This is a genomic window from Methylomonas rapida (genome assembly GCF_024360925.2).
In the GTDB taxonomy this organism is placed as follows: domain Bacteria; phylum Pseudomonadota; class Gammaproteobacteria; order Methylococcales; family Methylomonadaceae; genus Methylomonas; species Methylomonas rapida.
On sequence record NZ_CP113517.1, the window covers coordinates 2,300,339 to 2,325,324 of the forward strand.

The 24,986-nt window shown below is 53.7% G+C and carries 33 protein-coding genes; 18 read left to right on the forward strand and 15 right to left on the reverse strand.

Annotated features, from left to right (window positions below):
* Position 1: 1 nt before the first annotated feature.
* The 12 genes from NM686_RS10870 to NM686_RS10925 all read right to left on the reverse strand — a co-directional run bounded on the left by NM686_RS10870 (position 2) and on the right by NM686_RS10925 (position 10,340).
* Complete coding sequence (locus NM686_RS10870; protein WP_064006683.1) at positions 2–1,204, reverse strand: ABC transporter permease; 1,203 nt, start codon at positions 1,202–1,204, stop codon at positions 2–4.
* The gene (locus tag NM686_RS10875) at positions 1,201–2,352 is read right to left on the reverse strand and encodes an efflux RND transporter periplasmic adaptor subunit (protein WP_064006682.1); all 1,152 of its coding nucleotides are present in this window, start codon (positions 2,350–2,352) and stop codon (positions 1,201–1,203) included. The genes NM686_RS10870 and NM686_RS10875 overlap by 4 nt, the downstream gene beginning before the upstream one ends.
* Positions 2,349–2,957, reverse strand: coding sequence for a TetR/AcrR family transcriptional regulator (locus tag NM686_RS10880; RefSeq protein WP_255187891.1), 609 nt, complete (start codon positions 2,955–2,957; stop codon positions 2,349–2,351). The genes NM686_RS10875 and NM686_RS10880 overlap by 4 nt, the downstream gene beginning before the upstream one ends.
* 633 nt (positions 2,958–3,590) lie before the next feature.
* The gene (locus NM686_RS10885) at positions 3,591–3,794 is read right to left on the reverse strand and encodes a hypothetical protein (protein ID WP_255187892.1); all 204 of its coding nucleotides are present in this window, start codon (positions 3,792–3,794) and stop codon (positions 3,591–3,593) included.
* Complete coding sequence (gene glgC / locus NM686_RS10890; protein WP_255187893.1) at positions 3,791–5,014, reverse strand: glucose-1-phosphate adenylyltransferase; 1,224 nt, start codon at positions 5,012–5,014, stop codon at positions 3,791–3,793. The genes NM686_RS10885 and glgC overlap by 4 nt, the downstream gene beginning before the upstream one ends.
* 141 nt (positions 5,015–5,155) lie before the next feature.
* Positions 5,156–5,503, reverse strand: coding sequence for a cupin domain-containing protein (locus NM686_RS10895; protein ID WP_196436547.1), 348 nt, complete (start codon positions 5,501–5,503; stop codon positions 5,156–5,158).
* An 81-nt stretch (positions 5,504–5,584) separates the two neighbouring features.
* Entirely contained in the window at positions 5,585–5,755 is a 171-nt protein-coding gene (locus tag NM686_RS10900) for a rubredoxin (protein ID WP_255187894.1), read from the reverse strand.
* A gap of 93 nt (positions 5,756–5,848) precedes the next feature.
* Entirely contained in the window at positions 5,849–6,430 is a 582-nt protein-coding gene (locus tag NM686_RS10905; RefSeq protein ID WP_255187895.1) for a uracil-DNA glycosylase family protein, read from the reverse strand.
* Positions 6,431–6,490: 60 nt separating this feature from the next.
* Complete coding sequence (locus NM686_RS10910; protein WP_255187896.1) at positions 6,491–6,859, reverse strand: DUF488 domain-containing protein; 369 nt, start codon at positions 6,857–6,859, stop codon at positions 6,491–6,493.
* A 93-nt stretch (positions 6,860–6,952) separates the two neighbouring features.
* Positions 6,953–7,282, reverse strand: a complete 330-nt coding sequence (locus NM686_RS10915) for a cupin domain-containing protein (RefSeq protein WP_255187897.1) — start codon at positions 7,280–7,282, stop codon at positions 6,953–6,955.
* Positions 7,283–7,320: 38 nt separating this feature from the next.
* Positions 7,321–9,576, reverse strand: coding sequence for a nitric-oxide reductase large subunit (locus tag NM686_RS10920; protein WP_255187898.1), 2,256 nt, complete (start codon positions 9,574–9,576; stop codon positions 7,321–7,323).
* A 41-nt stretch (positions 9,577–9,617) separates the two neighbouring features.
* Positions 9,618–10,340 carry a ferredoxin--NADP reductase gene (locus NM686_RS10925; RefSeq protein ID WP_255187899.1) on the reverse strand — a complete coding sequence of 241 codons (723 nt, stop codon included), beginning with the start codon at positions 10,338–10,340 and terminating at the stop codon, positions 9,618–9,620.
* Between the two features lie 1,053 nt (positions 10,341–11,393).
* On the opposite strand from NM686_RS10925, the gene NM686_RS10930 reads away from it, so the two are divergent.
* From NM686_RS10930 to NM686_RS10945, 4 genes are all read left to right on the forward strand, one after another.
* Positions 11,394–12,032: a DUF4124 domain-containing protein gene (locus NM686_RS10930; protein WP_255187900.1), complete on the forward strand. Its 639-nt coding sequence runs from the start codon at positions 11,394–11,396 to the stop codon at positions 12,030–12,032.
* Between the two features lie 70 nt (positions 12,033–12,102).
* Positions 12,103–12,882, forward strand: a complete 780-nt coding sequence (locus NM686_RS10935; RefSeq protein WP_255187901.1) for a DUF2939 domain-containing protein — start codon at positions 12,103–12,105, stop codon at positions 12,880–12,882.
* A gap of 259 nt (positions 12,883–13,141) precedes the next feature.
* Complete coding sequence (locus tag NM686_RS10940) at positions 13,142–13,942, forward strand: phage antirepressor N-terminal domain-containing protein (protein ID WP_255187902.1); 801 nt, start codon at positions 13,142–13,144, stop codon at positions 13,940–13,942.
* Positions 13,943–13,981: 39 nt separating this feature from the next.
* Positions 13,982–14,161, forward strand: coding sequence for a hypothetical protein (locus NM686_RS10945; protein ID WP_255187903.1), 180 nt, complete (start codon positions 13,982–13,984; stop codon positions 14,159–14,161).
* Between the two features lie 37 nt (positions 14,162–14,198).
* On the opposite strand, the gene NM686_RS10950 is transcribed toward NM686_RS10945, so the two are convergent.
* From NM686_RS10950 to NM686_RS10960, 3 genes are all read right to left on the reverse strand, one after another.
* Positions 14,199–15,584, reverse strand: coding sequence for an IS4 family transposase (locus tag NM686_RS10950; protein WP_255187523.1), 1,386 nt, complete (start codon positions 15,582–15,584; stop codon positions 14,199–14,201).
* 179 nt (positions 15,585–15,763) lie between these two features.
* Entirely contained in the window at positions 15,764–16,099 is a 336-nt protein-coding gene (locus tag NM686_RS10955; RefSeq protein WP_255187904.1) for a type II toxin-antitoxin system HicB family antitoxin, read from the reverse strand.
* A complete protein-coding gene (locus NM686_RS10960) occupies positions 16,096–16,350 on the reverse strand; it encodes a type II toxin-antitoxin system HicA family toxin (protein ID WP_255187905.1) in 255 nt (84 codons plus the stop codon). Before NM686_RS10960 ends, NM686_RS10955 begins: the two co-directional genes overlap by 4 nt.
* 240 nt (positions 16,351–16,590) lie before the next feature.
* Here NM686_RS10960 and NM686_RS10965 point away from each other — a divergent pair, with 240 nt between their 5' ends.
* The 14 genes from NM686_RS10965 (at position 16,591) to NM686_RS11030 (ending at position 24,968) form a co-directional block, all read left to right on the forward strand.
* On the forward strand, positions 16,591–16,803 hold the full coding sequence (locus tag NM686_RS10965) for a hypothetical protein (RefSeq protein ID WP_255187906.1): 213 nt from the start codon (positions 16,591–16,593) through the stop codon (positions 16,801–16,803).
* Entirely contained in the window at positions 16,800–18,410 is a 1,611-nt protein-coding gene (locus NM686_RS10970) for a phage portal protein (RefSeq protein ID WP_255187907.1), read from the forward strand. The genes NM686_RS10965 and NM686_RS10970 overlap by 4 nt, the downstream gene beginning before the upstream one ends.
* A 5-nt stretch (positions 18,411–18,415) precedes the next feature.
* On the forward strand, positions 18,416–18,766 hold the full coding sequence (locus tag NM686_RS10975; protein WP_255187908.1) for an Acb2/Tad1 domain-containing protein: 351 nt from the start codon (positions 18,416–18,418) through the stop codon (positions 18,764–18,766).
* A 4-nt stretch (positions 18,767–18,770) separates the two neighbouring features.
* Positions 18,771–20,042, forward strand: a complete 1,272-nt coding sequence (locus tag NM686_RS10980) for a S49 family peptidase (protein WP_255187909.1) — start codon at positions 18,771–18,773, stop codon at positions 20,040–20,042.
* Positions 20,042–20,896, forward strand: a complete 855-nt coding sequence (locus NM686_RS10985; RefSeq protein ID WP_255187910.1) for a head decoration protein — start codon at positions 20,042–20,044, stop codon at positions 20,894–20,896. Before NM686_RS10980 ends, NM686_RS10985 begins: the two co-directional genes overlap by 1 nt.
* A gap of 62 nt (positions 20,897–20,958) precedes the next feature.
* Positions 20,959–21,954, forward strand: coding sequence for a major capsid protein (locus NM686_RS10990; RefSeq protein ID WP_456238237.1), 996 nt, complete (start codon positions 20,959–20,961; stop codon positions 21,952–21,954).
* 19 nt (positions 21,955–21,973) lie between these two features.
* Entirely contained in the window at positions 21,974–22,297 is a 324-nt protein-coding gene (locus tag NM686_RS10995) for a phage holin family protein (RefSeq protein WP_255187912.1), read from the forward strand.
* A complete protein-coding gene (locus NM686_RS11000; RefSeq protein ID WP_255187913.1) occupies positions 22,294–22,545 on the forward strand; it encodes a hypothetical protein in 252 nt (83 codons plus the stop codon). The genes NM686_RS10995 and NM686_RS11000 overlap by 4 nt, the downstream gene beginning before the upstream one ends.
* The gene (locus NM686_RS11005; RefSeq protein ID WP_255187914.1) at positions 22,545–22,841 is read left to right on the forward strand and encodes a head-tail joining protein; all 297 of its coding nucleotides are present in this window, start codon (positions 22,545–22,547) and stop codon (positions 22,839–22,841) included. Before NM686_RS11000 ends, NM686_RS11005 begins: the two co-directional genes overlap by 1 nt.
* A gap of 7 nt (positions 22,842–22,848) precedes the next feature.
* A complete protein-coding gene (locus NM686_RS11010; RefSeq protein ID WP_255187915.1) occupies positions 22,849–23,274 on the forward strand; it encodes a phage tail terminator protein in 426 nt (141 codons plus the stop codon).
* Positions 23,275–23,469, forward strand: a complete 195-nt coding sequence (locus tag NM686_RS11015; RefSeq protein ID WP_255187916.1) for a DUF7210 family protein — start codon at positions 23,275–23,277, stop codon at positions 23,467–23,469.
* Between the two features lie 3 nt (positions 23,470–23,472).
* Positions 23,473–24,225: a phage tail tube protein gene (locus NM686_RS11020; protein WP_255187917.1), complete on the forward strand. Its 753-nt coding sequence runs from the start codon at positions 23,473–23,475 to the stop codon at positions 24,223–24,225.
* A 272-nt stretch (positions 24,226–24,497) separates the two neighbouring features.
* Positions 24,498–24,635, forward strand: coding sequence for a hypothetical protein (locus NM686_RS11025; RefSeq protein ID WP_255187918.1), 138 nt, complete (start codon positions 24,498–24,500; stop codon positions 24,633–24,635).
* A 3-nt stretch (positions 24,636–24,638) separates the two neighbouring features.
* A complete protein-coding gene (locus NM686_RS11030) occupies positions 24,639–24,968 on the forward strand; it encodes a hypothetical protein (RefSeq protein ID WP_255187919.1) in 330 nt (109 codons plus the stop codon).
* The last annotated feature ends 18 nt before the right edge of the window (positions 24,969–24,986 follow it).

A 24,986-nucleotide genomic window follows, 5' to 3' on the forward strand; every position in this document is an offset into this window, starting at 1 on the left:
CTTAGCCTCCTATGGCGTCGGCCGGATCGACCTTGAGCGCCATACGGATAGCAACAAGGCTGGCCAATGCGCAGATTGCCAGCACAGCGAAAAAACCGGCGACGGAATCAAGTGGCTCCAACAGCACATACTTGGGGAAAATCGGCACCCAAAAGGTAGCGGTGATTTTCCCCACCACAAAACCTATAGTGCCAAGCGCAAGCGACTGCTGCATGATCATGCCGGCAATGGTGCGGTTCCTGGTGCCGATCAGTTTAAGCACCGCGATTTCCCGAATTTTTCCCAAGGTCAAGGTATAGATGATGAAAGCAACAATGGCCGCGCTGACGATGCTCAGAATCACCAAAAACAAGGCGATTTGCCTGGCTGATTTATCGATTACTTTGTCCATCAGAATAGATTCCATCTGGGCACGGGTATAAACCTGCAGGCGCGTCCAGCGGCGAATCGTTTCGGCTGCATCCTCAGGGAGTGTGCCGGGTTTGAGCTTAACAAGTACCGCATTAACATAGGTGTTGGTACTTTGCGATGCGTTCACCACAGCGAGTAGATCGGGAATGCCTGGACGATTGAAGTCCGGGTTCTCGGCATTGCGGCGGCGCTGCTGAACCAGGGCATCGTTGTCTTTCAGAAATTGCGCTTCTTGTGCGTCTTTAAGCGGGATGAAAACCATCGGATCACCGTTATAAGACACCGTGCGTTTGGATAATCCGACGACCGTGTAAAAATTGCGGCGGATTCGGATGCGCTCACCGAGCTGAAATCCGCTGGAAATATCGGCAATGGCTTCATAGTGGCTACGGGTGATATGTCGCCCGGCGACGAGATACCGGGGCTGTCCCGGCGTACCCGGCTTGCCGGCCGTGACGCCAACCACCATGGCGCTAACATCCTGATCGCCGTGACCTACCTGCATAATCAGATAGGTGATATTGGCTGCGTATTCTACCTCCGGCATATTCAGCAGACTGCGATACAGATCGTCGTACAGACTGGACGATTCGGCATAAGGCCCCTGAGTGCCCTGTTGCACCACCCACAGATCCGCGCCTGTATTGTCCAGCATCACCTGTGCATCGTCGACCATGCCTCGATAGATGCCGGCCATACTGAGCGTCACGCCGATCAATAAGCCTAATCCGACGCCGGTGAACACGAATTTACCCCAGGAATGGAGAATATCGCGGCCCGCCAAGCTGATCATCGTGCGGCACCGGGAATGTGTTCAACCACATGAATTCGGCTGTGTGTGGTCAGCGCCTTTTCGCTGTAAACCACTACCTGGTCGCCGTCCTTGAGGCCATCGCGTATTTGTATTTGGCCATCAAGATCAGCAACACCTAATTTAACGGGGGTAAAGTGCAGGTCGCCGTCCATAGCTTGCCAGACTCCAGCTTGCCCATTCTCACGATGGATGGCGGCATAGGGAATCACCGGGGCAACTGGTAGGGCAGGCAAGTCGACTGTGACTTCGGCCAGTTCACCCAGAGGCGGCAATGGATCGGGAGGCAAATCGAAACTCGCCTTGGCAAGCATTTCTTCAGTTACGGCATCAGCTTTGGGTTCCACCCGCAGTAAGCGGCCGGCCAGCACATGGCCACTGCGGGAGCGCAACACAATGCGGGCTGGCAGTCCGGCGGCAAGTCCGGCGGCACTGATCTGGTCGAAGCGTACGTTCAACCATAAACTTTCGGGATCGATCACTTCCACCACAGCTTGACCAGCAACGACAGTTGTGCCGGGATCAGCATCTCGGGAGCTGACCAAGCCATCAGCCGGCGCGATCAGACGCAGGTTACCCCGCTGCGTAATCAATGCCTCCCGGTCAGATCGGGCACGAGCGACGTCTTCATGGGCAACCGTAAGTACAGCATCCGCTATCTGCAATTCCTGTCGCTTGGTGTCGACTATTTCTTCGCTGGTCGAGCGTACTGCAAACAATTGTTCATATCGATGCAACTGGGCCTTCGCATACGCTTGCCGAGCCTTCGCTTCGCGCAATGCCGCTTCGGCACGCTTGAATGCCGATTCCTGCGAGTGGACGCGATCATCGAGATCGACCTGATCCATCTCGCCTAACACTTGACCGCCCTTCACCCGATCGCCCACATGCACCTCCAGACGTTGCACGCGACCGGCAACCGTGGGACCAATTTTGTAGGTATAGCGCGCCTCCACCGTGCCGATACCGAATAGCGCAGGGGCAATTGACTTTGACTTTACTTCCGCGACCGTCACGGTTACCGGTGCTAGCGGGCCGGATCGTAAGGCGACGTAGACGAAAAGCACAAGCAACGGCACAATAACTGCCATAAGCGCCAAGGTGCGTTTTTGTAGAGGCATGCGATTCATTGCGCACTCCGGATGCCACGCTGATAAATGGCAAAGACGCGTGGTGCATCGTGGCGGATACGCTCCACATTGCCGGCCAGCAGCGATTGCATGACCAGGCCTTGGATTGTGCCGATGAACAGGGTGGCCGCCGCTTCGGTATCGAGTGCGGCGGACAGCTCGCCGCAGGCCTTGCCCGCCTCGATCAGCCGGTGCAGGCGTTCTCCATAACGCCGGATCAAAGCTTGCACTATGCGCTTGGGCGCGGTCTGCTCGGCACGTTGCAATTCACCAAACATCATTCGGGGAACCCCTGGATGCTCGGCCACGAACTCGACGTGGCTCATGAATATCGCCTGCATCGCGGCTAGAGGCGATTCAATACCTTGCGCGGCGCAATCAATCCGGGCCAGAAGGCGTTCCGCCACCCACTCCATGACTGCCTGCCAAATGGCGTCCTTGGTCGGAAAATGACGAAACAACGCGCCCTGGGTCAGGTTCATATGTTTAGCGATAGCCGCAGTTGTGATTTCGCTGGGGTTTTGCGAACCCGCCAATTCAACCACCGCCTCGACTGTTACGGCCCGTCGTTCATCCGCAGGAAGATGTTTCACATAAGTATTCACGGTTGCTCTCAAAAAGATAGTAATCAATTACTATCTTATCGTGATAAACAAATTATGCAAGCGGAAATTCACTCGCGGTAAGTTACGATAATTTCGACGGCTCAATTGATCTAAGCATACGCATTTTGGACACCGGAATCGGTCGCGAAGTGAGAGCTAAGACTATTAAACTGGTCGCTAACTTAGTTTTCCGTTCCATTGCGCATCACCCCCTGAATAAGGGCATGCCACGATAACCGAATCAGTGGAAATTTGACGTAAATTGAGGAAAAGTAAGCCGCAGCTATAGATCTTAGATTAGACGCTAACATACGATCTTATCCGCTTTGCGAACTGATTGTCATTACAGCTCTTAAACTCTTACCATAAAGGCTTAGCGTACTATTTTTTCCGAATTCTGCGGTTACCCCTTATACAAAGCAGTCTGTCGTGGTCACCGGCAGTCGGCCAAAAAGAGACGAATAGGTACTGGTAAGGGTAAGTTTTTTGACATTAGTCATGAGAGCGGATCAGACAGCTAAGGGTCGCCTGGCGACCGTCTGCTCTTCAGATTCATTGCCGGAAAGCTGCCGTTCGTCACTGTGTCCAACAGGCCTTTAGCTGCCTAGTCTACCCACCTCAGCTATGTCGCCATTAAGTTCTCAAAGCCGCCGCACAACAACCAATACCCTCGTTAATTTCGAACCCATTTTGCATGGCTTTTGTGATGGTGACTATGCAAATATCGAAGGTCATGTTTTCTATATCCAGCGGCACAGTTTGCTGTTGGCAAAATAGCAAAAATCGCGCAAGAGAATTGAATCCTTCCAGGCCTGCCTGACCCAGCGTGGCAGTCAATACACTCGGATTTGTCCTCGCTTACCTTTAGGTACGACTACAATCCCGGATGGGCTAATAGGGTAGCGTTGCCGATCAGTTGTGGGGTCATAGCCGATCACAGTGGCCGGTTCGATGAGATTATATCGGCCAATGATGGCACGACGAAGACGGGTGCCACTGCCTATGAAGTTGTAGTCCATGATGATGCAATCTTCAATATCGACGTCGCGCTCGATCATTACCTCATGCCGGATCACCGAATTACGAATATTGCCCCCATTGATAATGGTCCCTCCGCCAATAATGCTGTTTCGAATTTCACCGCTAATGATCCTGGCTTCCGGCCCGAAATAGTGATCAGAATAAATGGGCCAATCGGGATTGAAGGTATCGAACAGAGGCTCCAGTCCAAGCAGGTCCATATGGGCTGCATGATAGGCATCAAGGTTGCCAACATCGCGCCAATAAGAGGGTTCTTCATAAGTTTTGACGCCTGGGATCCGGTTGGAGGTGAAATCATAAGTGCAGACCTTGTGCGTGCGAATCAGTCTGGGTAGTACATCATGGCCGAAATCTTTTTCTCCTCGAGCATGAGCTTCTTCCAAAGCATCAATGAGCACATGGGTCTTAAACAGGTAATTACCCATTGAGGAAAAACAGTGTTGCGGATCGCCAGGAATAGGCTTGGGTTGCGCTGGTTTTTCCTGAAAATCAATGATTCGGAACGAACTATCATGAGTGATGATGCCAAAGTTGTGACCCTGATCCAATGGCACAGGCAAGGCTGCCACCGTCATATCGGCCTCATGGTCCAAATGAAACTGAACCATTTGGTTAATATCCATGCGATAGATGTGATCGGCTCCAAAGACTGCCACTATGTCGGGGCGGTGATGTTCTATCAACCCCAGGTTCTGATAGACGGCGTCAGCAGTGCCCTGGAACCATTCCGGGCCACCGCGCATCTGGGCAGGCACGACAGTAACGAAGTGATCCGCAATGATATTCGAAACCGACCATGCCCGTCGTATGTGCTCGATCAGTGATTGGGATTTGTACTGAACCAGCAAATAGATCGAGTGGATTTCGGAATTAACTAGATTGCTGAGCACAAAATCGACGATGCGGTAACGTCCGCCGAAAGGAACTGCTGGCTTGGAACGCTCTGCCGTAAGCGGGTTCAGACGAGTGCCTTCGCCACCGGCCAATACTACCGCAAGTACTCTCGGGTTTGCCATCTTGCTCTCCGATTCTAAAGCCAAATACTCTCAATGAGAAAACACCTTTGGATCGCCTTTTAACATCGTTTCTTCGCGAGGTGATCCCGGTTGCTTAGCTGAACTGAATTACATCGTGTCGAGACTTCTGATAATCCAGATTCAGGATCGAATCATCGTAAGAATCATCTTGAATTGCTTCAGCGCCTTAAGACTGTGCGGTTGCTGCGCGGGTATGAGAATCATATCCCCTCCATGCAAGTGATTGGGTATACCTGCGATGCTGACTTCCGCTTCGCCTTCGAACACCTGCACCAGGGCGTCGAAGGGCGCCGTATGTTCGCTCAGGCCTTGTCCTTCGTCGAAAGCGAAGATGGTCACGTTACCCGTTGGCTTTTTGACAATTTCGCGGCTGACGATTGAGCCGTCCTGGTAGTTGACCAACTCGCTGACCCTGGCGATTTCGGCGCCATTGAGTCCTTTGGCCTTGGGTGTGTTTTCTGCTTGCATAATTCACCTTTTCAATCTGTTGTACCAAAGAGACAGAAGCCCGATATTTTCGAGATCTGTTGTCACGAGTGAAGTGATGGCTTATTCCATCAGTTTAAAAAAATCTTTAGGTGCTCCACAGATCGGACAAGACCAGTCATTGGGTATGTCGGCCCAAAGGGTTCCGGGAGCAAGGCCGCTATCGGGATCGCCCTTTGCTTCATCATAGATATGTTCGCATTCCCGGCACTGATACTTTTTAAAATTGGCCATGATGATTCTCCAGAATGGATTAGTAATTTGGGTAGATGAAGCAGTCCACGGCAATGCTTTGGATGCCCAAAAGAAAAAAGGATAGCTTCGCCTTCATCTTTCAAGTACCTCGGTTACTCGCTGCTTAAGCATGGGGAGCAACTCCTTCTCGAACCAAGGATTTCGGCTAAGCCAAATATTGTTTCGCGGACTTGGGTGCGGAAGGGGGATTATCTCGGGCCCATGGGATTGCCAACCTCGAACAGTCTCGGTAAGTGACGCGCGTGCTTCGCCGATGTGATACGCCTGTGCATACTGCCCAACAACCAACGTCACTTCAAGATGGTGCAGGTGACCGAGAAGTTGGCCGCGCCATGCCGCCGCGCATTCAGACCGTGGAGGAAGGTCACCGGATTTGCCCGTGCCGGGAAAACAAAGGCCCAGTGGTAGAATTGCGATCTGTTTCGAGTCGTAAAAGACTTCGCGCGTCACCCCCATCCACTCACGCAAACGCTCACCACTGGCATCATCGAAAGGCACTCCGGAGTCATGAGCTTTTCTGCCGGGTGCTTGACTGGCAATCAACACTCTAGCCAGCGGGTGTATTTGTAGAATGGGTCGGGGGCCGTGCGGCAGATATGCTGCGCAAATACAGCAGTCTTGCACCTCGGTTAGCAAAGATTCAAATGCGCTCATGGGTGACGTTCCTCACGACAGGCGAACAAACCGTAGTGGTACATTAATCGTGCTCTCCAGCTAACGGAAAAGCCAGTCATTTTCCTGGATCACTATCGCTTGGTTATGCTCTTCGTCCTTAGCTGCATAGACGAGCGTGACGATCCCCTTGTCCAGTTCTTGTTTTAAGAGCCGGATTTGCTCGTGATTGTCCTTGAGTTCAGCGAGATACTGATCCTTGAATTCTTCCCATCTGCCAAAATCATGGTCAAACCATTTCCGCAGTTCGGTGCTGGGAGCGATATCTTTGAGCCATAAATCAATGCCTGCTTTTTCCTTTGTCAAACCACGCGGCCAGAGCCTATCCACGAGAATACGCCGGCCGTCATGCTGGTCCGGCAATTCGTATACCCTTTTAATCTTGATGCTATGGTTTTCTGGCTGTTGCATTTGTGAATTGGATTCGCCGGTTGAGTTAAAAGAGTAATCACGAGGTATGGTGCAGTCGCATATTTGAAAATTGCCAGGCCAAGCACTAACAATTTAATCTTTAAAGATAATTGTGAGCAAAACAACCGAATCAACGACTGCTTTAACTGAGTGCGGCTCATCGGGCATTAAATAAAGTAGCTGGCCGGATGCCAATAGTTGAGTAGTTCCTATTGCTACGCACTCAATTTCCCCGGTTATACAATGAATCACACACGGCCCTGAAACTTTGTGATCAGCAAATTCTTTGCCTGCCGGAAGAACCAGGCGAACCAGTTCCATTTCATCTGTTTTCACAATGACTTTAGTTTTTTCGTTTGGTACGTCTTGCGCCCAAGTTGCCAAGTCAACAATTTCACCTGGTGATGCGTGATGCGTGGCCATGAATCTTTCCTCATAAGTTTAAATTTATCAGACACAAGCTAATGCACATCCAGCCAGCCTTTGATGGATGCGATTGCCAACGGTATGGCGCCAAACAGGATAAATACCAGATCACCGGGCAGACGTAGCCACTCGATCAGGCGCGACCTTTCGCTGCCGATGTAATCAAGGCTGCGAGCATGCCAGTATCCATGCTGAACGACATCCCAGACTTGCAACACGCCACTGGGGAACAAGCTCATGATTAACATCAGAGCCAGGCCAACATTGGAGCCCCAAAATCCGACCCTTACGTATTTCTCGACGCCGACCCAGCGCAAATCGGAACTGGTCTGGCGCAACACGAATACCATCAGCGCCAATGCCAGCATGCCGAATACCCCCATCATCGCGGCATGGCCATGGTTGGGTGTCAGTTGGGTGCCGACTTCATAGTAGCTGACGATAGGCAGGTTGATTAGAAAGCCGAAGATGCCGGCACCGACGAAGTTCCAGAAGCCGACTGCCATCAAGAAATAAAACGTCCATTTATGCGGTATGGCTACCGATTTGCCGCAGACGTCGCAGTCGGCACGCGTGGTGCGCACGAAATCCCAGGCGTCCAGGGTCAGCAGCGTCAACGGCACCACTTCCAGCACCGAAACCATTGCCGACAGTGCCATATTAACGCTGCTCTGGCCGGTAAAATACCAGTGATGGCCGGTGCCAATTAGGCCTCCGGCGAAATATAGGATGGCGTCAAGGTAAATCACTCGAAGGGCGACGTTGCGCTGGGTAAGCCCTAGTTGATAAAACAGCAGCGCGACCAGCGTGGTGGCGAAGAATTCAAAGAAACCTTCGACCCATAAATGAATGATCCAGAAGCGCCAGGTATCGACCACTGTGAAGTTGGTCTTTGCGCCGAAGAAGAGTGCCGGGATGTAGAACAGCGGAATCGCCAGTGAGGCCAGCAAGAACGCTCTGACCAACGGTTTCGCTTCTGACTCGTTCAGGGTATCAGGCTGTAGCAACTTAAATAAAAGCGTAAACCACACCAGCAGACCGGCGATAAGCAGGTACTGCCACAGGCGGCCGAGCTCCAGGTATTCCCAGCCTTGGTTGCCAAGCCAGAACCACCATTGACCCAGGATTTGCGAAATCCCCGCCCACTCGCCTAACAGGCTGCCGCCTATGACCACGGCGAAAGCACCGAACAGCAGATGAATCCAGCCCGCGAACCAGCGCGGTTCATCATTGCGCAGTGAACGGCCGAGAAACAAGGCTGCGGCGACAAAAGCGGTGGCAATCCAGAAAACCGCGGTTTGCAGATGCCAGGTGCGCATCAGATTGCTGGGAAATAGCTTCTCCAGCTCAAGGCCATAAAAACTGCCTGGATCGGCGCGATAGTGCGCCGTTGCACCGCCCACCAAGGTCTGAGCAAGAAACAGCAGCGCCACCACCACGAAAAATTTCACCAGTGCTAACTGACCGGCACTGGCTTGCCCAGGCAACAGATGAGGATGTACATGATGTCCTGTGCTAATCCAGCCAAGATAATCGAATTTTCCAAACATCAGTAGTACGATTCCAATACCGGCCAGCAGCACGATAAGGCTCAACGCACTCCATAACAGCGCACCGGGGACGGGCATATTCCCGACGCTGGGGTCGTATGGAAAATTGTTGGTGTAGGAGTAGTTCTCGCCGGGGCGGTTGGCCACCGAGGCCCAGGCAGTCCATGTGATGAAGGCGGTAAACTGGCGAAGTTCAGTCGGATCGCTGATCAATCCACGCTTGAGTCCGCCATTCCGTTCAGGATTCAGGAAATAATCCGTCCAATAAGCGATCTGCTTACGATAGGCGGATGTCTCCGGCACGGTCAGACGCAACGTTGCGCTGGCGGCATCATAATGATTGGTCTTTAGCTCGACTGCGGTTTGTGCATACACGGCGGCCAATTGGCCGGGCGTGAGTGAGGAAAGTGGCTGTTGGTATTGCTGCTGGGCAATGATAGTGGCGGTGTTCTCGCCGATTCGGTGCAATGCCTCGGCCGAATAATCTGGCCCCAAGTATGCGCCATGACCCCAGATACTGCCGTTGTTCATCAACCCGTATTTGAGAAAGATAGCCTGGCCTTCTTTGATTTCGTCACCGGAAAACAGGCGAACACCTTGTGCATCAACGATTTGGGCCGGAGTCGGCGGAGCATTACGATAGGCCAGCGATGTTATGACGATCAGGCCTGCAAAGCCCAGCACCATCACGATCAGCACCGTGCGCAGCCACCAGGGAGACAAATCAGGGGATTCTTTCATTAAGGGCTGCGCGGCAACATTCATGGTGTTTCAAGCCTTCATCAGTAACCTGAAAACTCTTCCGTGCGGATGTTGTCTTCATCGACCCCCGCTTTGCTCAACATGTCACGCATCGCTTTTACCATTGGGGCAGGACCGTCTATGTAAAAAATGGGCAGCGTCAGATCGTCGATGAACTTCAGCAGCATGGCTTTATTGATAAACCCGGTTTCGCCATGCCATTCGCGACTGGACTTTTCCATCTCGGCCATAGTGCCGACAAAGGTATAATTGGGGTTGGTGGCGTGTGCTGCGGACAAATTGTCCAGAAAGGCCGCATCTTCTGGTCTTCGATTAGCATAAAAGACCAGAATTCGGTGCGGAACCCGATCATGCAAGGCTTGCAGCACAATGCTTCTTACCGGCGTAACGCCTATACCACCGGTAAGAAAAACCGCCGGAACACTGGCATTGTTATGCAAGGTGAACGAGCCATAAGGCCCATCTAACATCACCTCGGTGCCGGGCTGCATGGTTTTTAATACCCGCTTAAACGCCGTATCACGCATGCGGGCCGCAAAAATAAGGTCGTCTTCGTAAGGGGCGCTGGCAAACGAAAACGCTCGTGTATTGCCTTCGGCATCTGTTTCAGCGGGATTTATCAATGTCAGGTTGCCGAATTGACCCGCTTTGAAGCTTAACCCGGGAGGCTTTTCAAAATGAAACGCCATGGTTCCTTCAGCAATTTCGCGGTTGCATTTCAGTTTGACGGTATATTTGGACATGGCGAACTCCCCTGACTTTTGTTAAAAAGCACAAAAAATAGCCGCAAGTACATGCTATACCGGCTGACATTGAACGCATCGGCATAGAGATTCTTCGTCGCGGCGTCTGCCAGAAAGGCTTTTCTTTTAGTGACCCGCACCATTTCCGGATGATGCCCGCACAAAAACATGCGCCAGTTTTTCAGACTGGGAAGGCAATGTTGTGAGCACGCCCTGTCGCACAACCAGCGGGGACACCGTCCCCGGTATCCAGTAGCTCTTTGGGATACAAACCGCCTCATACCGTTACCGGTTCGGCTACATGAACTCCCGTAAAAAGTTGCACATAGCCGCTAGCCAAATTCGCGACTGTGATTATAGGTAACTATAGGAATTCATTTAATATAAGACAAACGATTTTTATTGGAATTTAATATCGGCAAATCAAATGATAAAGCTGACATTCCGCATTCCCATGCAATATTTTGATAAAAAAATCCGGGGTCATATAGGTCTTGTTATCAAGCATCGATAGCTAAACTGACCGGCGGCTATTGAATCAGCTGCTGTCAATACCACTAAAACGTGGCAGCCCGCTTATGGCCGTAGTGGCGCAGTCATAAAGTCAATTTGCTTGCGGAAAAGCTGCCATTCGCCGAACTTAATGATTGAAAATTTCGCCGGCATCACCAGCGGCCGGTTATGGCCGAAACCGAACGATCAAAGTCTCGCTGGGTTTGTAGCGGAATCGGTGAGGGATTAGCGATCAGAATACGCACCATAGACACATAAGTCACATGATCTTAGCTACTATTGCCCATTTTCGCACGAATCCTTACGGTCACCCTAAAGATCACAGAGACTGCTCCAGAATTTATTTTCCTGGTTCCCACGGTTCGCCGTGGGAATCCATGCGCCGCGGAAGACCGATATGCATTCCCACGCTGGAGCGTGGGAACGAGAAAAACAGCAAAAGACAAGTTCCGTAGGGTACGCACGGCGTACCCTACATACTACCCAACCCTAACGTCTTTGGTCTACACTGGGCCTTTTTCATCACCATTGGAGCGCTTAATGAAACGACTATTCGCCGCCATTGCCCTGATCTTGGCCCTGCCAGCGCATGCCGAGTTATACAAATGCATGGCTGGCGGCAAAGTCAGTTACCAGCAAGGTCCGTGCAGCGCAAGCCAAGATGAAACGATACTGGAAGTTGGAAAAGAATCCGAAAAGACGGATGATTACTCTAAAATCTTTTCTCCGGCATCCATCAAAACGCCCACCATATTACGCGATGCGGAAGGCCGCATCGTTCGCAGCGAATCGGCGAAAAACGATTTCAAATCAACGCATCCATGTCCGGCCAACGGCCATCGTTCAGGTTCGTGTCCAGGGTACGTAATAGACCATGTCACCCCTCTAGCATGCGGTGGCACCGATGCCCCGAGCAATATGCAATGGCAAACCGTAGAGGAAGGCAAGGCCAAAGATAAATGGGGACGCGACGGCTGCGAGGTTGTCCCCCAAACATATCATGCGGCAAGCAAGCCGTCGAAAAGGATTAAATTAAAACCGATAACATCGGGCAATGGCGGTGACTATGACGGTTACAGTTCTTATGGCGGCGGAGATTCAACCGTGCACACTGGCCCGCGCGGCGGGCGTTACACGATTACCTCGGGCGGAAACAAAAGTTATCTGCCAAGGCATTGATTAAATTATTAAAAGGATAGGTTATCCCTCGTTCCCACGCTCCTGCGTGGGAATGCATAAAGGAGAAGAGATGACAACTGTTTGCCCAAAATGTGGTTACCAACGCCTGCCAAAAGATGATCATGAAGTGCCAGATTATCAATGCCCGGCTTGCGGGATTGTGTATGAAAAATTTTTGCAGCACAAAAACAAAGACCGAATGAATGGCTCACAAAAACGAGCAAGCAAGGTTACCAAGCAAGGCAATATCGAACTAACAGCTATCAAGGTATTGCAAATTAGAGATTGGATTTTTGATGCATTTGAAAAACTTCGGCTTGTCATATTACCCGTGCTTACTGAGCCGGCATTAATTAGACAACATCTTCCAACTATTGCCATGATTGTTTTAGCAATGGCATCAACGTGGTCTTTTGTCAGTCCAGCGCTGTTTTTTAAAAATTTACGCGAAACAGCCATAGAAAAAGATGCTAGCGATTTGGTTGGTTATATTGACTTTGAAAAGCTTAGAATGAATCTTAAAGCTACCCTACTTGAAACAATGAATACGCTTGATAAAAAATCAGCTAAAGAAGATTCTATGCAGGAGGCTGGCAAAGCATTAGGAATTATGATGGCTGATAAGATGATAGATACCATGGTATCCCCACATGGCATAAAAGTCATGCTGAGCAAACAAAGCAACAAAAATACCCCATCCGATGAATTGCCGGATTTTGAATTCCACTATGTTGATTTTAACAAAGCAAAAATCACTATTGGAGATGGTGTTGTGTCTTTAGATCGTACTGGGCCTTTTTCATGGGTGATGGTAGGTATAAATTTGAATATGGAAAATAACACTCATTGACAATCCATATTTCGGGCGCTAATCTAACCCCGTCGCCCACATGGGCGGCGCTGGATTGGCATCCGGTAAATTTCAACGGCATAGGCCGCGTCATGCGGTTTTTTTATGTCATGCATTCAGTTCGTTATTAGGTCGGGCTGGGTGAGGCAGTCGCAAGACTGGCCGGTCTCGTTGAAGCCGGTATGCCAACCTTACTCAGTCCGGCACCCATGATTGGCATCATGTTGCCGGTGAATAAATATTCAACGGAGACAGTCACATGACAACTCAAGCGCTAACCATCCCCTTTCACGATCAATCCTTGGTCGCCGCCCTCATTAACGATATGCCGCACGTGGCCTTAAAACCGATTTGCGATAATCTTGGTATCGATTGGACGGCCCAGTTTAGACGCATCAAGCGTAACGAGTTTTTGAATTCAACCGTTGCCATGATGGCAATAGTTGCCGAAGATGGAAAGCTCCGCGAAATGCTGATGATGCCGATCAAATACCTCAACGGCTGGCTATTCGGCGTCGATGCCTCACGGGTCAAGCCCGAGATCAAACCCCGCTTGCTGGACTACCAGCGCGAATGCTTCAAGGTGTTGGCCACCCACTTCATGCCTTCACTCCGCAACGGCCTGGTCGAAATGCCGAACAGCCAACCCCAAGCCAACAGCCAGCCCAACACGCCGATCAAGCTCCAATTTCACAACCACTCGGTCAGGCTGGTCGCTGACGAAAACGGCGAGCCCTGGTTTATGGCCAATGACGTTTGCAACGTGCTGGGCTATGCCAGCGTAGCCAAAGCCCTCAAAGACCACTGTCGTAGTCAGGGCGTTACCCATCGTTATCCGGTCACACTGGAAATCGGGCCAAGGTATCCCAGTTTCATCAGCCTGGGCAACCTGTACCGCATGATCATTAAGTCGCGCCGGGCCGATGCCGAATCCTTCGAAACCTGGATTCTGGCCGAAGCCTTGCCCAAGCTGCGCCCGGCAAACCCTGGAGCGCCACGCCTGCCGGCGGCATCCAGCTACGGTGTCACCCTGGGCTTTGCGCCGCTGGACGACGGCTAGCAACCCCGCCGCTGGCTGGTGACGCAGGGCAGAGACGACATGGTTCTCTGCTGTACGCTGGATGATGATCAAGAAGTCATGAGCTGGCAGGATTTCCGCAAGCAAATCGCTTACGAACCCACCGAGCTGCAAGCCCTGATCGAGCAGATGCCCATTGATATGCTGGCGGGCGTGATGTACACCACCGCCAAACGTCTGTCCGCCTGCGCCGCTGATTAAGCCCGGCTTCCTGGTTCCCACGGTCCGCCGCTCATCGTTATACACATCTCTGTGCGACAACCTGCTGAGCTTCCAATGCAATGACAAAATCGCGCAAACGCTGCAGTCCGATCCACATGGCTTTGGCACCCGGCGGCCCGTCATGCTTGCGTCCGAGATAACCGCCCAAGCTCGCCACCAAGAGAATCACTTCGCCCAAGCGAGGTGGCGTAAGCGGCGGCGGGCAAAGCTTAACCACAATGTAAGCAGCCCGCCACTCCTGTGGATCGAAGATAATTTCACAATCCATGTCCGGCGTAGTCCGTCCCAACATCAGCGTGAACAATACCCGCCAGGCAATAACCATGTACAACGCTAAACAAGGTAGCAGTCGGTCCTCGGTTTCCAGATGCAGTCGCTTAATCTGGCATCCGCTCTTGAGCACATGGAAGTACACTTCAATGCACCACCGCACGGCGTACCACATGACGATCGTTGCCGCCTGTTCGAAACAATCGATCGGCAAGCTAGTCAACAATAGCCATTCCAAACGTTCCACGCCAGACGGTGGTGCATCTTCGCGTGCCAGCACCGCATTGATGGTGAGTTCCGGTAGCCGATACCCTATCCGCTTAGGCGGTTTGAGGGTCACTGTAATGGCGCGTAACGTGATATGCGCCAGTCGCGCCGTGCGGTTCGGTCGCGGTTTGACGTTCACCTCAGAGTAACCCAATACAGGAGCTTGCTCCACGGCGGCCCACAGGCATTTCGTACCGTTCTCCGGCGAAGCCAACACTCGGTTTTGCGCCGCACGTACGATCCATTGAGCCCGTACCGCAGGTGCGTAGTCATGGTATTCGGCAAACCACTCGTAAATATCGCCCTCCCTGTCGGCAAGATTGATCAGCAGGGTGTCCGGCATTTGCGCCTGTAAAGCGCAACTGTCCTGGTAACTTTCCAGCCAATGGCGACTCTCTTTTTCGTCTACGCCTTTGTGAAGTCGTTCACTCCTTTGGCTTGGGATCTCTCGAGGCCAATACGATGCTTTCACGACACCCAAACAAATACGCGATGGCGTAAAGGCAACTGTCGGATGCAGGCGGCGCAAGTGTTTCTCCACGTCTTTCACTGTGCCAAGTCCCTTCGGCCCCAAGCAAATATTCTTATCGTCCTCGGTGGTGTCCTGTGCCAGCAGCACGATTGGGCTGCTCTTCATGCGCTCGATCGTGGCATCTCGATGCGGCGCCAGTATCTTCTCGAATGTCGTCTTAGCGTTATTGAAGAAGCGATAGGCTCCCATCGTCTCCTTCCAGCCTCCGCAGGCCGCCGGAATACTGAGTTGTGGATGCTCGCCCAATTGCTCCAATAGCAAGGCCAATCTCTTGTTTAGACGTTGATCTTCCAAATTGGCAGTTTGCACTTCTTCTTCGGCCCAGTTGCTCATCGCCTTTCTCCTGTTTCTGTGTCTCCTTGTAGTTTAGTCTTTGAGGGACTTGTGTATAACGATGAGCGGTCCGCCGTGGGAATCCATGCGCCGCGGAAGACCGATATGCATTCCCACGCTGGAGCGTGGGAACGAGAAAACCTATCGCTCAGCGCATCCTACGGCCTGGCGTGTTCTTTTCAAGCATTCACCTCGCGGCTCAAGGCCTCGCCAATCCATTGATTGATGCTTTTGCCTTGGGCCGCCGCCGCGCTGACGATGCTGGCATGCAAATCGGCGGGGATGCGCACGTTGAATTTTCCGGAAAAGGCCTTGAACGGTTCTATGCCGGATTCTTGGCAGGCTTCAAGATACACGCGCAAAGAAATTTCACCTTCGCGCTTCAATCCAGCCACGTCGGCGGCATAAAAGTCCGCGCTGCCGCTCAAGCCCACAAACTCACCGCGAAACAACTCGAGGTCGGAATCGTAAGTAATCACGGCCTTAACGCCGGCTATCATCATTTGATTAATCATGGATGTACTCCGTGAGATTTAAGCCAGTCGCGCACGCTGGCCACCGCGCCTTTATCGGTGTTGGGCGATGGATGCGGGCGGTGAAAAACGCGCACCTGGCCAAACAATACCACGCAAACCCGTGAACCTTCGCGTTCACTGACCGTTGCGCCCAGCTCCAGAAACAGCGACTCGATGTCGCGCCATGGGATATTCGCGCCGACAGGATGCGCGAAAAGCGCCTCGATGGTTTTTTGGTGTTTGCGTTTCATGGTGGAATGGTACTAAAAAACAGTACCACTCTCAAGCCAATAGACTCAACAAAAAATAGGGCTCTCCCAGATTTACCGTGGTCATCCATGCGACGCGTAAGACCGATATGCGTTCCCACGCTGGAGCGTGGGAACGAGAAAAAAGCGACCGCGGGAAAAATAGTCTCATTTTTCACTAAAAATGAGACTGGCTTTTCGGCATGATAACCCCATGTCGCACGCAAACCGCCTTACATCCAGATGAGCTTCGCCACCGAAACCTTGGCACTGGCTCAGGCCGCTTACCAAAAAGCCTTGGCCGGGCAGACCGTCGAATTCGGCGGCCGCCGTTTCACGTCACACGACATTGGCGCGCTGTTGAGCCAGGTCAAACATTGGCAAGCCGAAGTCGATAAGGAAGCGGCCAAGGCTGCCGGCACCGGCAAGCGCTCACCGATCAGGTTCTATCTATGACCTCGCACGTCGCCGCCGATCTGTCGGATGCCCGTTTAGCCGCCTGGGTGCCGCCGATGAAATCGGCCGATGCCGATTTGCTGAGCGAGCTGCCGGTCATCACCAACCGCGCCCGCGATTTAGTACGCAACAATCCCATCGCGGCGGGCGCCAAGCAGACGCTCACCGACAATATCGTCGGCAGCCAGTTGCGTTTATCCGCCCAGCCCAAATACCGCCTGCTGCACTGGGACAAAGAGCGCGCCAACGACTGGGCTAATATTGCCGAAGATCAATTCGCCACCTGGGCCGACACGACCGAATGCGACGCCGCGCGCACGCAAACCCTGCAGGGCTTGACCACGCTTTCGCTCGGCAGCGCCTTCATGAACGGCGACGCGCTGGCGTTGGTGATGTGGCTGCCGCGCGTCGGCTCGCCGTGGGCCACCCGCTTGCAAACCGTAGAAGCCGATCGTTTGTCCACGCCGCCCTGGCTATTCAATCAAAAGCATGTGCGCAACGGTGTGGAAATCGACGATTTAGGCGCGCCGGTCGCGTACTGGATCCAAAAAAGCCATCCGGGCGACGAAAACTATTGCCCGGCGGGGCAAGACGATTGGGAGCGCGTTCCCGCATTCACCTCCAGCGGCCGCCGCCGCGTCATTCATTTGTTCGACAAGGACCGTTCCGGCCAAAGCCGGGGCAAGTCTATCTTTACCTCGGTCATGCGGGAATTCAAAGTGGCCGGCGATTATCTCGGCCACGAATTGCAGGCGGCGGCGTCCAATGCACTGATTGCGGCCTTTCTGGAATCCGATCTCGATCCGCAAACCGTTGCAGACTTGTTCGGCTCGGACATCGGTACCGCCTCTGACTACTGGCAACAGGTTAGCGCCGCCACGCACCGCAAGAAAATGGAAGGTGGCATGATGTTGAACCTGCCGCTCGGTACCAAGTTGTCAGGCTACAACCCCAACCGCCCGAATACCGCATTCAATGGCTTCATGGAGTCGGTCCTGCGCCATATCGCCGCCGGCCTGAACATCCCTTATGAACTGCTGCTGAAGGATTTCTCCAAAACCAACTATTCCAGCGCCAGAGCGGCTTTGCTGGAAGCCTGGCGGTTTTTCCAGTCTAAACGCAAATGGTTGCAAGACCATTGGTTGAATCCGATCTACCAATGCTGGATGGAAGAAGCCGTCAACGCCAACCGTATCGATGCGCCGCAATTTTACGACAACCTCCACGCTTATACCGGCGCCCGCTGGGTGTTTGCTGGCCGAGGCTGGGTAGACCCTGTGAAAGAAAGTAAGGCCTCACAGATGCGGATGGAAATCGGGTTGTCTACCCAACAGGACGAATGCGCCGAACAAGGCAAGGATTATCAGGAAGTGCAAGACCAGCGCATCCGCGAATTGGTGGAGGCGTTCCAAAAGACAGAAGCCGCAGGCCTGCCGGAACAGGCCGCGTACCTCATCGCCGGATTCGCCGCGCCTGGTAAGGCCTCGGCATCTGTGCAGGCGCTGGATGCGATGCCGGATGACGTAGCAGACGACCAAAACAACGACGCTCAGCAACAGGACGATGATCCTCAGCAGAACAATAACTCTACATCAAGCAATGAGTAAAGAACATGGAAAACCAACATAGACATATCAAAGGCTATCGTGAATTAAGTCAGGAAGAAATCGACTTGATGAACCGTATCAAAGTAAAGGGTGAAGAACTGCTTTCTTTGCATGCCGAGCTATCCGGTCGCCTTTCTACTGATCATGACGTTAAATTGAGCGGTGCTCGCCGATCCATGGAAGGTAAGGAGTTCAATGGTGTTCCTTACAATGAACATACTGGCGCGTCAGATGAATGCCATGAATTTCGTCGTTTTATTGCCGCCGAGCCACAGAGATGGTCGGCAATAGGCAAGACAGATATCCAGACCGGCATCATGGCATTAGTTCGGGCGATAGCTCAGCCATCGGTGTAAGCCAATGCCCCTGCGTAACCCCGCGCTGTTCGCGCGCATCTTCAACACCCCGCTGATGATTGGCGCGGCCAAACTGGATGCCATCATTGCCGGCATCGGTCCGCGTTTCGGCATCGATGCGCCGCAGCCCGACCTATTCCTGACCGCCAGCGGCGAATTCAGGCGGCCAGGGTACCAGCTCGTCGGCAACGTGGCGGTCATCGACGTGTTTGGCATTCTGGCGCATCGCGGCAGCTTCGATGCCAATTGCAACTATATATTGGGGTACGACTGGCTGTCGAAAAAAATCGATATCGCCATCAACGACCCCGACGTTCAAGGCCTACTGCTGCAAATGGATTCCCCCGGCGGTGAGGTGGCCGGGGCGTTCGAACTGGCGCAGCAAATCCAGGCTGCCGGCCAGGTCAAGCCGATCAAAGCCGTGATTTCCAGCCTGGCCGCGTCAGCCGGCTATCTGATTGCCAGCGCCGCGCAAGACATTGCCATCGCCGAAACCGGTCTGGCAGGCTCTATCGGTGTCGTGATGCGCCACGTTGACGTATCCAAAATGGCTGCCGACCAAGGCATCAGCATCACGCACATCTTCGCCGGTGCGCAAAAGATCGATGGCCATCAATTCGCCGCCTTGCCGGATGACGTCAAAGCCAAATTTCAGGCCGAAATCGACGGCCTTTACACCCTATTCGTTGACACCGTGGCCGCCCATCGCGGCCTCGATGTCGCGGCCATCCGCGCACAGGAAGCCGGAATCTATCGAGGGCAGGACGCCATTCAGGCCGGATTGGCCGATCGTATCGCTACGCCGGACCAGGTTCTGGCCGAGATGCAGCAATCTTTTTCATCATCCCCAGGAGGTCGTTACATGACTACCCAAAAACCCGAAGCCGCCGCCGATGCCGCTGCGCTGGAGCAATCCCGCGCGGCCGGTTTTGAAGCCGGCAAACAGGACGGCCTGAAAGCCGGCGCGGAACAAGAGCGCGCCCGCATCAGCGCCATTCTCAACCACGAAGCCGCCGAAGGCCGGCAAACGCAAGCCAAAGTCCTGGCGCTGGACACCGACATGACGGTCGAACAAGCCGCCAAAGTACTGGCCGTTTCGCCCAAAGAGGCCGCGCCCGCCGCGCAAGGCGATCAGTTCAGCCAGTACATGGCCAAACAGAAAAACCCGTCTGTCGGTGCCGACGGCGGCGACGAACAACCCGAAACCGCCGCAGCGACCCAAGGCTGGCATGCCGCCATGGGGAAAGTCGTGGCCTTGAGAGGAGATAAACGCTAATGACTACCTTAACCGAAGGCCGGCATGCCGGCGAATTCCTGGTATCCGAGGGCCGTGGCTGGATCAGCCGCGAAGGCGTTGTCATCGATGTGGGTGAAAACCTGCAAGCGGGCGACGTGCTGGGCCAAATCACCCGCGCGAACAATGCCGCCGTGGTCACAGGGTCGATTGCGGCTACCGTATTGACCGTGACAGCCGTCACGTCCGGCAAGCTGGCCGTGGGTCAAGCCATTGCCGGCAGCGGCGTTACCGCCGGCACCACCATTACCGCGCTGGGTACCGGTACCGGCGGCGCGGGGACATATACCGTCAGCGCCTCGCAAACCGTGGCCAGCACCACCCTCACCGCCAGCAGCGCCAAGGCCGTGGCCGGTACCAATACCGGCGCGGGCGCCATGGGCGCCATTACGGTAAGCAATGCCGCCAAGCCGGGTGACTACACACTAAAAATCATCAAGACCGCCACCGGCGCCGGCGACTTCCAGGTCACGGATCCCGATGGCGTCGTAGTGGGCATCGGTACGGTCGGCGTCGCCTTCTCGGGCGGCGGCTTGTCTTTCACCCTGGCCGACGGCGATCCCGATTTTGCCGTAGGCGATACCTTCACCATCACCGTGGCGGACGGCAACGGCCATTATGCCTTGCACGATCCATCCGGTACCGATGGACGCGAGGTCGCCGCGGCGATTCTGTTCGATTTGGTCGATGCATCGTCCGCCAGCACAAACGGCGTGGCCATCGTCCGCGATGCGGAAATCAACGGTGACGAAATCGGCTGGAAAACCGGTATCAGCGACGCCAACAAAGCCGCCGGCATCGAGTCACTGAAATCACGCGGCATTGTCTTGCGCTAACAGGAGAAACACACATGGCAACATTAGATATTTTTAGACAGGATGCCTTCAAGCTGCAATCAATGCTGGCGGCGATCAACGAAGTTGATCACCTGCCGCAGCAACTGGGGCAAATGGGCATTTTTACGCCAACGCCGGTACGCACGCAAACAGTATCGATTGAAAAGCTCGGCGAAACGCTATCGTTGATTCAAACCTCTCAGCGCGGAGAACCCGCTAAAAACCGCGAGACTGAAAAACGTGATATTCGTGACTTTAGAACAGTACGGATTGCAAAAAAAGACCGCATTACTTCGTCTGAACTAGCCGATATTCGGGCATTTGGTACTGAAAGCGAGTTTCTTCAAGTGCAAACAGAAGTCGCCCGCCGCTTGATGGGCCCTGGCGGTCTTGCTAACGAAATCGAATTGACGCTGGAAAATATGCGGTTAGGCGCTATTCAGGGGATCGTGCCAGATGCGGATGGGTCAACGCTTATTAACTGGTACACCGTTTTTGGTGTCAATCAACCCAACGAAATCGACTTTGACTTAGATAACGCAAGCCCTGCCAGCGGCGCATTGATGAAAGCGTGCGACACCGTGGTAGATAGCATGCGCCGCGCGGCAAAAGGCGCATGGAACACTGGCACGCTGCCCATCGGCTTGTGTGGCTCGGCGTTTTGGCGTGATTTGATTGCGCATCCAGAAGTGCGGGCGGTTTATCAATACATGCTGCAGGGCGGTTTCAGAGATGGTCTTGATGGCATTCTTGGACGCGTGCAGCGTATTGAATACGGCGGCATTGTGTTTGTCAAATACTGGGGCACCGACGACGACACCAGCGTAGCCATCGGCACCGACAAATGTAAATTTTTCCCTGCCAATTCGCCGGGTGTATTCAAAGAGGTATTCAGCCCGGGTGAACAATTCGCGCATATCGGCCAATTGGGTCAGCGTCTGTATCCATTGATCGTGCCGGATCGCGATCGCGACATGTATGCGGACATCGAAGTGTACAGCTACCCGATGCACGTCTGCACCCGGCCTTTGATGCTGCAACGCGCCAAACGTACTTAACCGCCACATGGACCATAGCATGCCGGAAAAAGACCTGATGCCGTACCTGCTGGTGGGCCTCGTCTCCGCTTGGGGCGGTGTCGCCAGTTATATCCGCAAACTGCGGGCCGGATTATTCATCCGGTTTTCGCTGGCGGAGCTGGTCGGCGAAGTCACCATTTCCGGCTTCGTCGGTTTTCTGACTTTCTTTTTGTGTCAGGAATACCGGCTCAGCATGGAAATGACCGCCGTATTGACTGGCATCTGCGCCCACATGGGCAGCCGCGCTATTTTTACGATGGAAGTCGCCGCCGACAACGTGCTACGGCGCTGGGGCGGCGTCAAAATGAGAGGAGACCAATGAAGCGCTTAGTACTGATTGCGCTGCTGTCGGGTTGCAACGCCACGGCGCTGGACGACGGTTACCAAATCGGCGACGGCCTGAACATGGCCGCGGACGGCCTGCAGCGTTTGCAAGCCGCCGTCGACCGCTACTGCAGCACGGCGCCGGGCGATCCGGCTCGCAACACGGCGCTGGCCATCATTCGCAGACGCGATCCGGATATTCCGGAAAACGGCATTTGTACTGGCCTGCCCAATGAGGACTTCTAATGTTCGAGCAGATGAACGATAGCGTGCTGACCACCTTCGGCGAACCGTTTACCTACAAAGGCGCGGCGGGCGACGTGGTGCTGCAAGGCGTGTTCGATGAAAGCATCGATCAGGAACAGATCGGCGGCATCGGCCTCAGCGACCGGGTGTTTACCTTGTCGCTGCAGACAGCCCACGTGGCGGCCAATGGCATCGCCTTGCGGGAAACGGTCAGGGTGCGCGGGTTGGATTATCAAATCATAGACCTCCATACCGACGTCGCCGGCATGGCCACCTTGATTTTACGGGCCTATTGAGCTGGCCATGCTGACCCTGCAAACTGCTCTCATCGCCCGCATTCAAAGCCAGGTATCCGGATTCAAGACCATTGGCAATCCGTCGGTCATGGCCGGCCTGGGCCAGATTGGCCCCTTGTTGCCGGCCTGCTTGGTAGTGCCGGGCAAGGCAGAACCGGTGGTCAAAGCCGCCGATGCCTTACCCGCACAAGAAGAGCAGGCCTGGGACATCGTCGTCATCGTCGCGCACCAGCACACGCAAGCGGCCCACGGCCTGACCGAAAGCCTGGCCGCCAGTTTGATGGATGGCGTATTCAAAGCCGTGCAAGGCTGGAAAGCGTCGCCCAACCAGCGTAAAGGCTTCGTCTACCAAGGCCGCTCGGCGCCCAGTTACAGCATGGGCTATGCCGAATTTCCCATGACATTTACCGCATCAGCGGTGATAGGACAGTAAATGAGCCCAAAAAACAACACACAAGAATCGATTGATAGCGCCTTGGTCACTGTCACCTTGATAGCACCGCATAGCCATGCCGGCGAACGCTTCCAAAAAAACGACACGATTAAAGTCACGCTGGCGCAAGCGGATTGGCTAAAAACATTGGGCATCATCGCCCAAGACACGCACACCCACACTCTAGGAGAATAACCCATGGTCGCATTAGCAAACGACGGCTTTCTATTAGAAGGCACCGCCTATTTCGATAGATTGAACGATCTAGGCCAATATCTCGGTTTGAAAGAGCTACCCGGCATAGCCAAGCTGGCGATCAAAACCAGCGCCGACATCAAAGACATGACCAGCAAGGATAAAGGCTATTACGGCCAAATCATCGCCTCGGTGGCTATCCCCAAACCCTCTGAGCTATCGGTCGCCTTGCGCAACGGCTCCAAAGAGGGCGTGGCGCTGGCCTTGATGGGCGATTACAGCACCTTGTCGGCAGGCGGCGGTTCCGTCACCGATGAAGCCGTGACCGCCAAACTGGGCTATTGGGTGCAACTGGCGCAGCGTAATATCACAGCGGCATCGGTGGTAGTGACTAATAGCGCGGCTGACGTAACGTATGTCGAAAACACCGACTACGAAATCAATTACGCGTTGGGCATGATCAAGGCGAAAGCTACCATCACCGACGGCCAAGCGCTCAAAGTCGATTACGCCCACGGCGCGGTCTCAGGCTGGAAAGTGCGCGGCGCCACCACACCGCAAGCCAAAGGCCGCTTGATCCTGGATGGCCGCAACCTGATCAACAACAAGTCGGTGCGGTTCGAGGCGTACAGCTGCTTGCTGGTGTCCGATGGCGAATTCGACCTGATGGGCGACGACGTGACTGAGTTCAGCTTATCGGGCCGGCTGGAAACCCCGTCCGGCAAAACCGAACCGTTCATTATTGAGCAGTGGTAAGTCGCGTCCTGATTGGATGCGTGGAGTGAAACATCATCGAGCAGTGGTAATGCTTGATCCGGTTCCCACGGTCCTCCGTGGGAACCTCTACCGGCCTTGGAGCACACTAGAACTCATGCCATTAGCGCAACCCGTATGCATTCCCACGCGGGAGCGTGGGAACGAGAACAACAGCAGTGGTAATGCTTAGGGCATAAAAAACAAAACCCCCGGCAGACTGGCATCTGTCGAGGGTTTCTAACTCAAACCTAACCAACTAGGAATGAATATACATGCAGTTTAACGTAAACAACGGCGTAGTCAAGATGCTGGAAATTATTGCAAACCATAAATCGTTACAGGTGCTGATAGCGCTATTTATTCTGTTGCACGAATTGCCGGATTTGATTGCCGCCATCCGCTGGTGGTAAACCATGAGACACAGCAAAACCATAGAACTATCCGAAGGCCGCCTGGCCACCGTGCAAGAACTGCGGGTCAAAGATGCCCGCCGCCTAATTGCCAATCTCACCGGCGTCGGCTTGCCGGACATGCTGGGCGATAAATTCCCGGAAGTGGTCGGCCTGTTGGGCGACTGCGTGCAATTGCCGGAAGGGGAAGATTTCGACGACTTCAGTCTGGGCGATGCCAAAACCATCATCGACACCTTTACCGAGGTAAACCGAGATTTTTTCGCCATGGTGGGGCTGGAACACCTGGCGCCAACCCCGTCGAACAACTCGACATCACCTGTATCGGCTTGATCGAGCGCGGCCATGGCG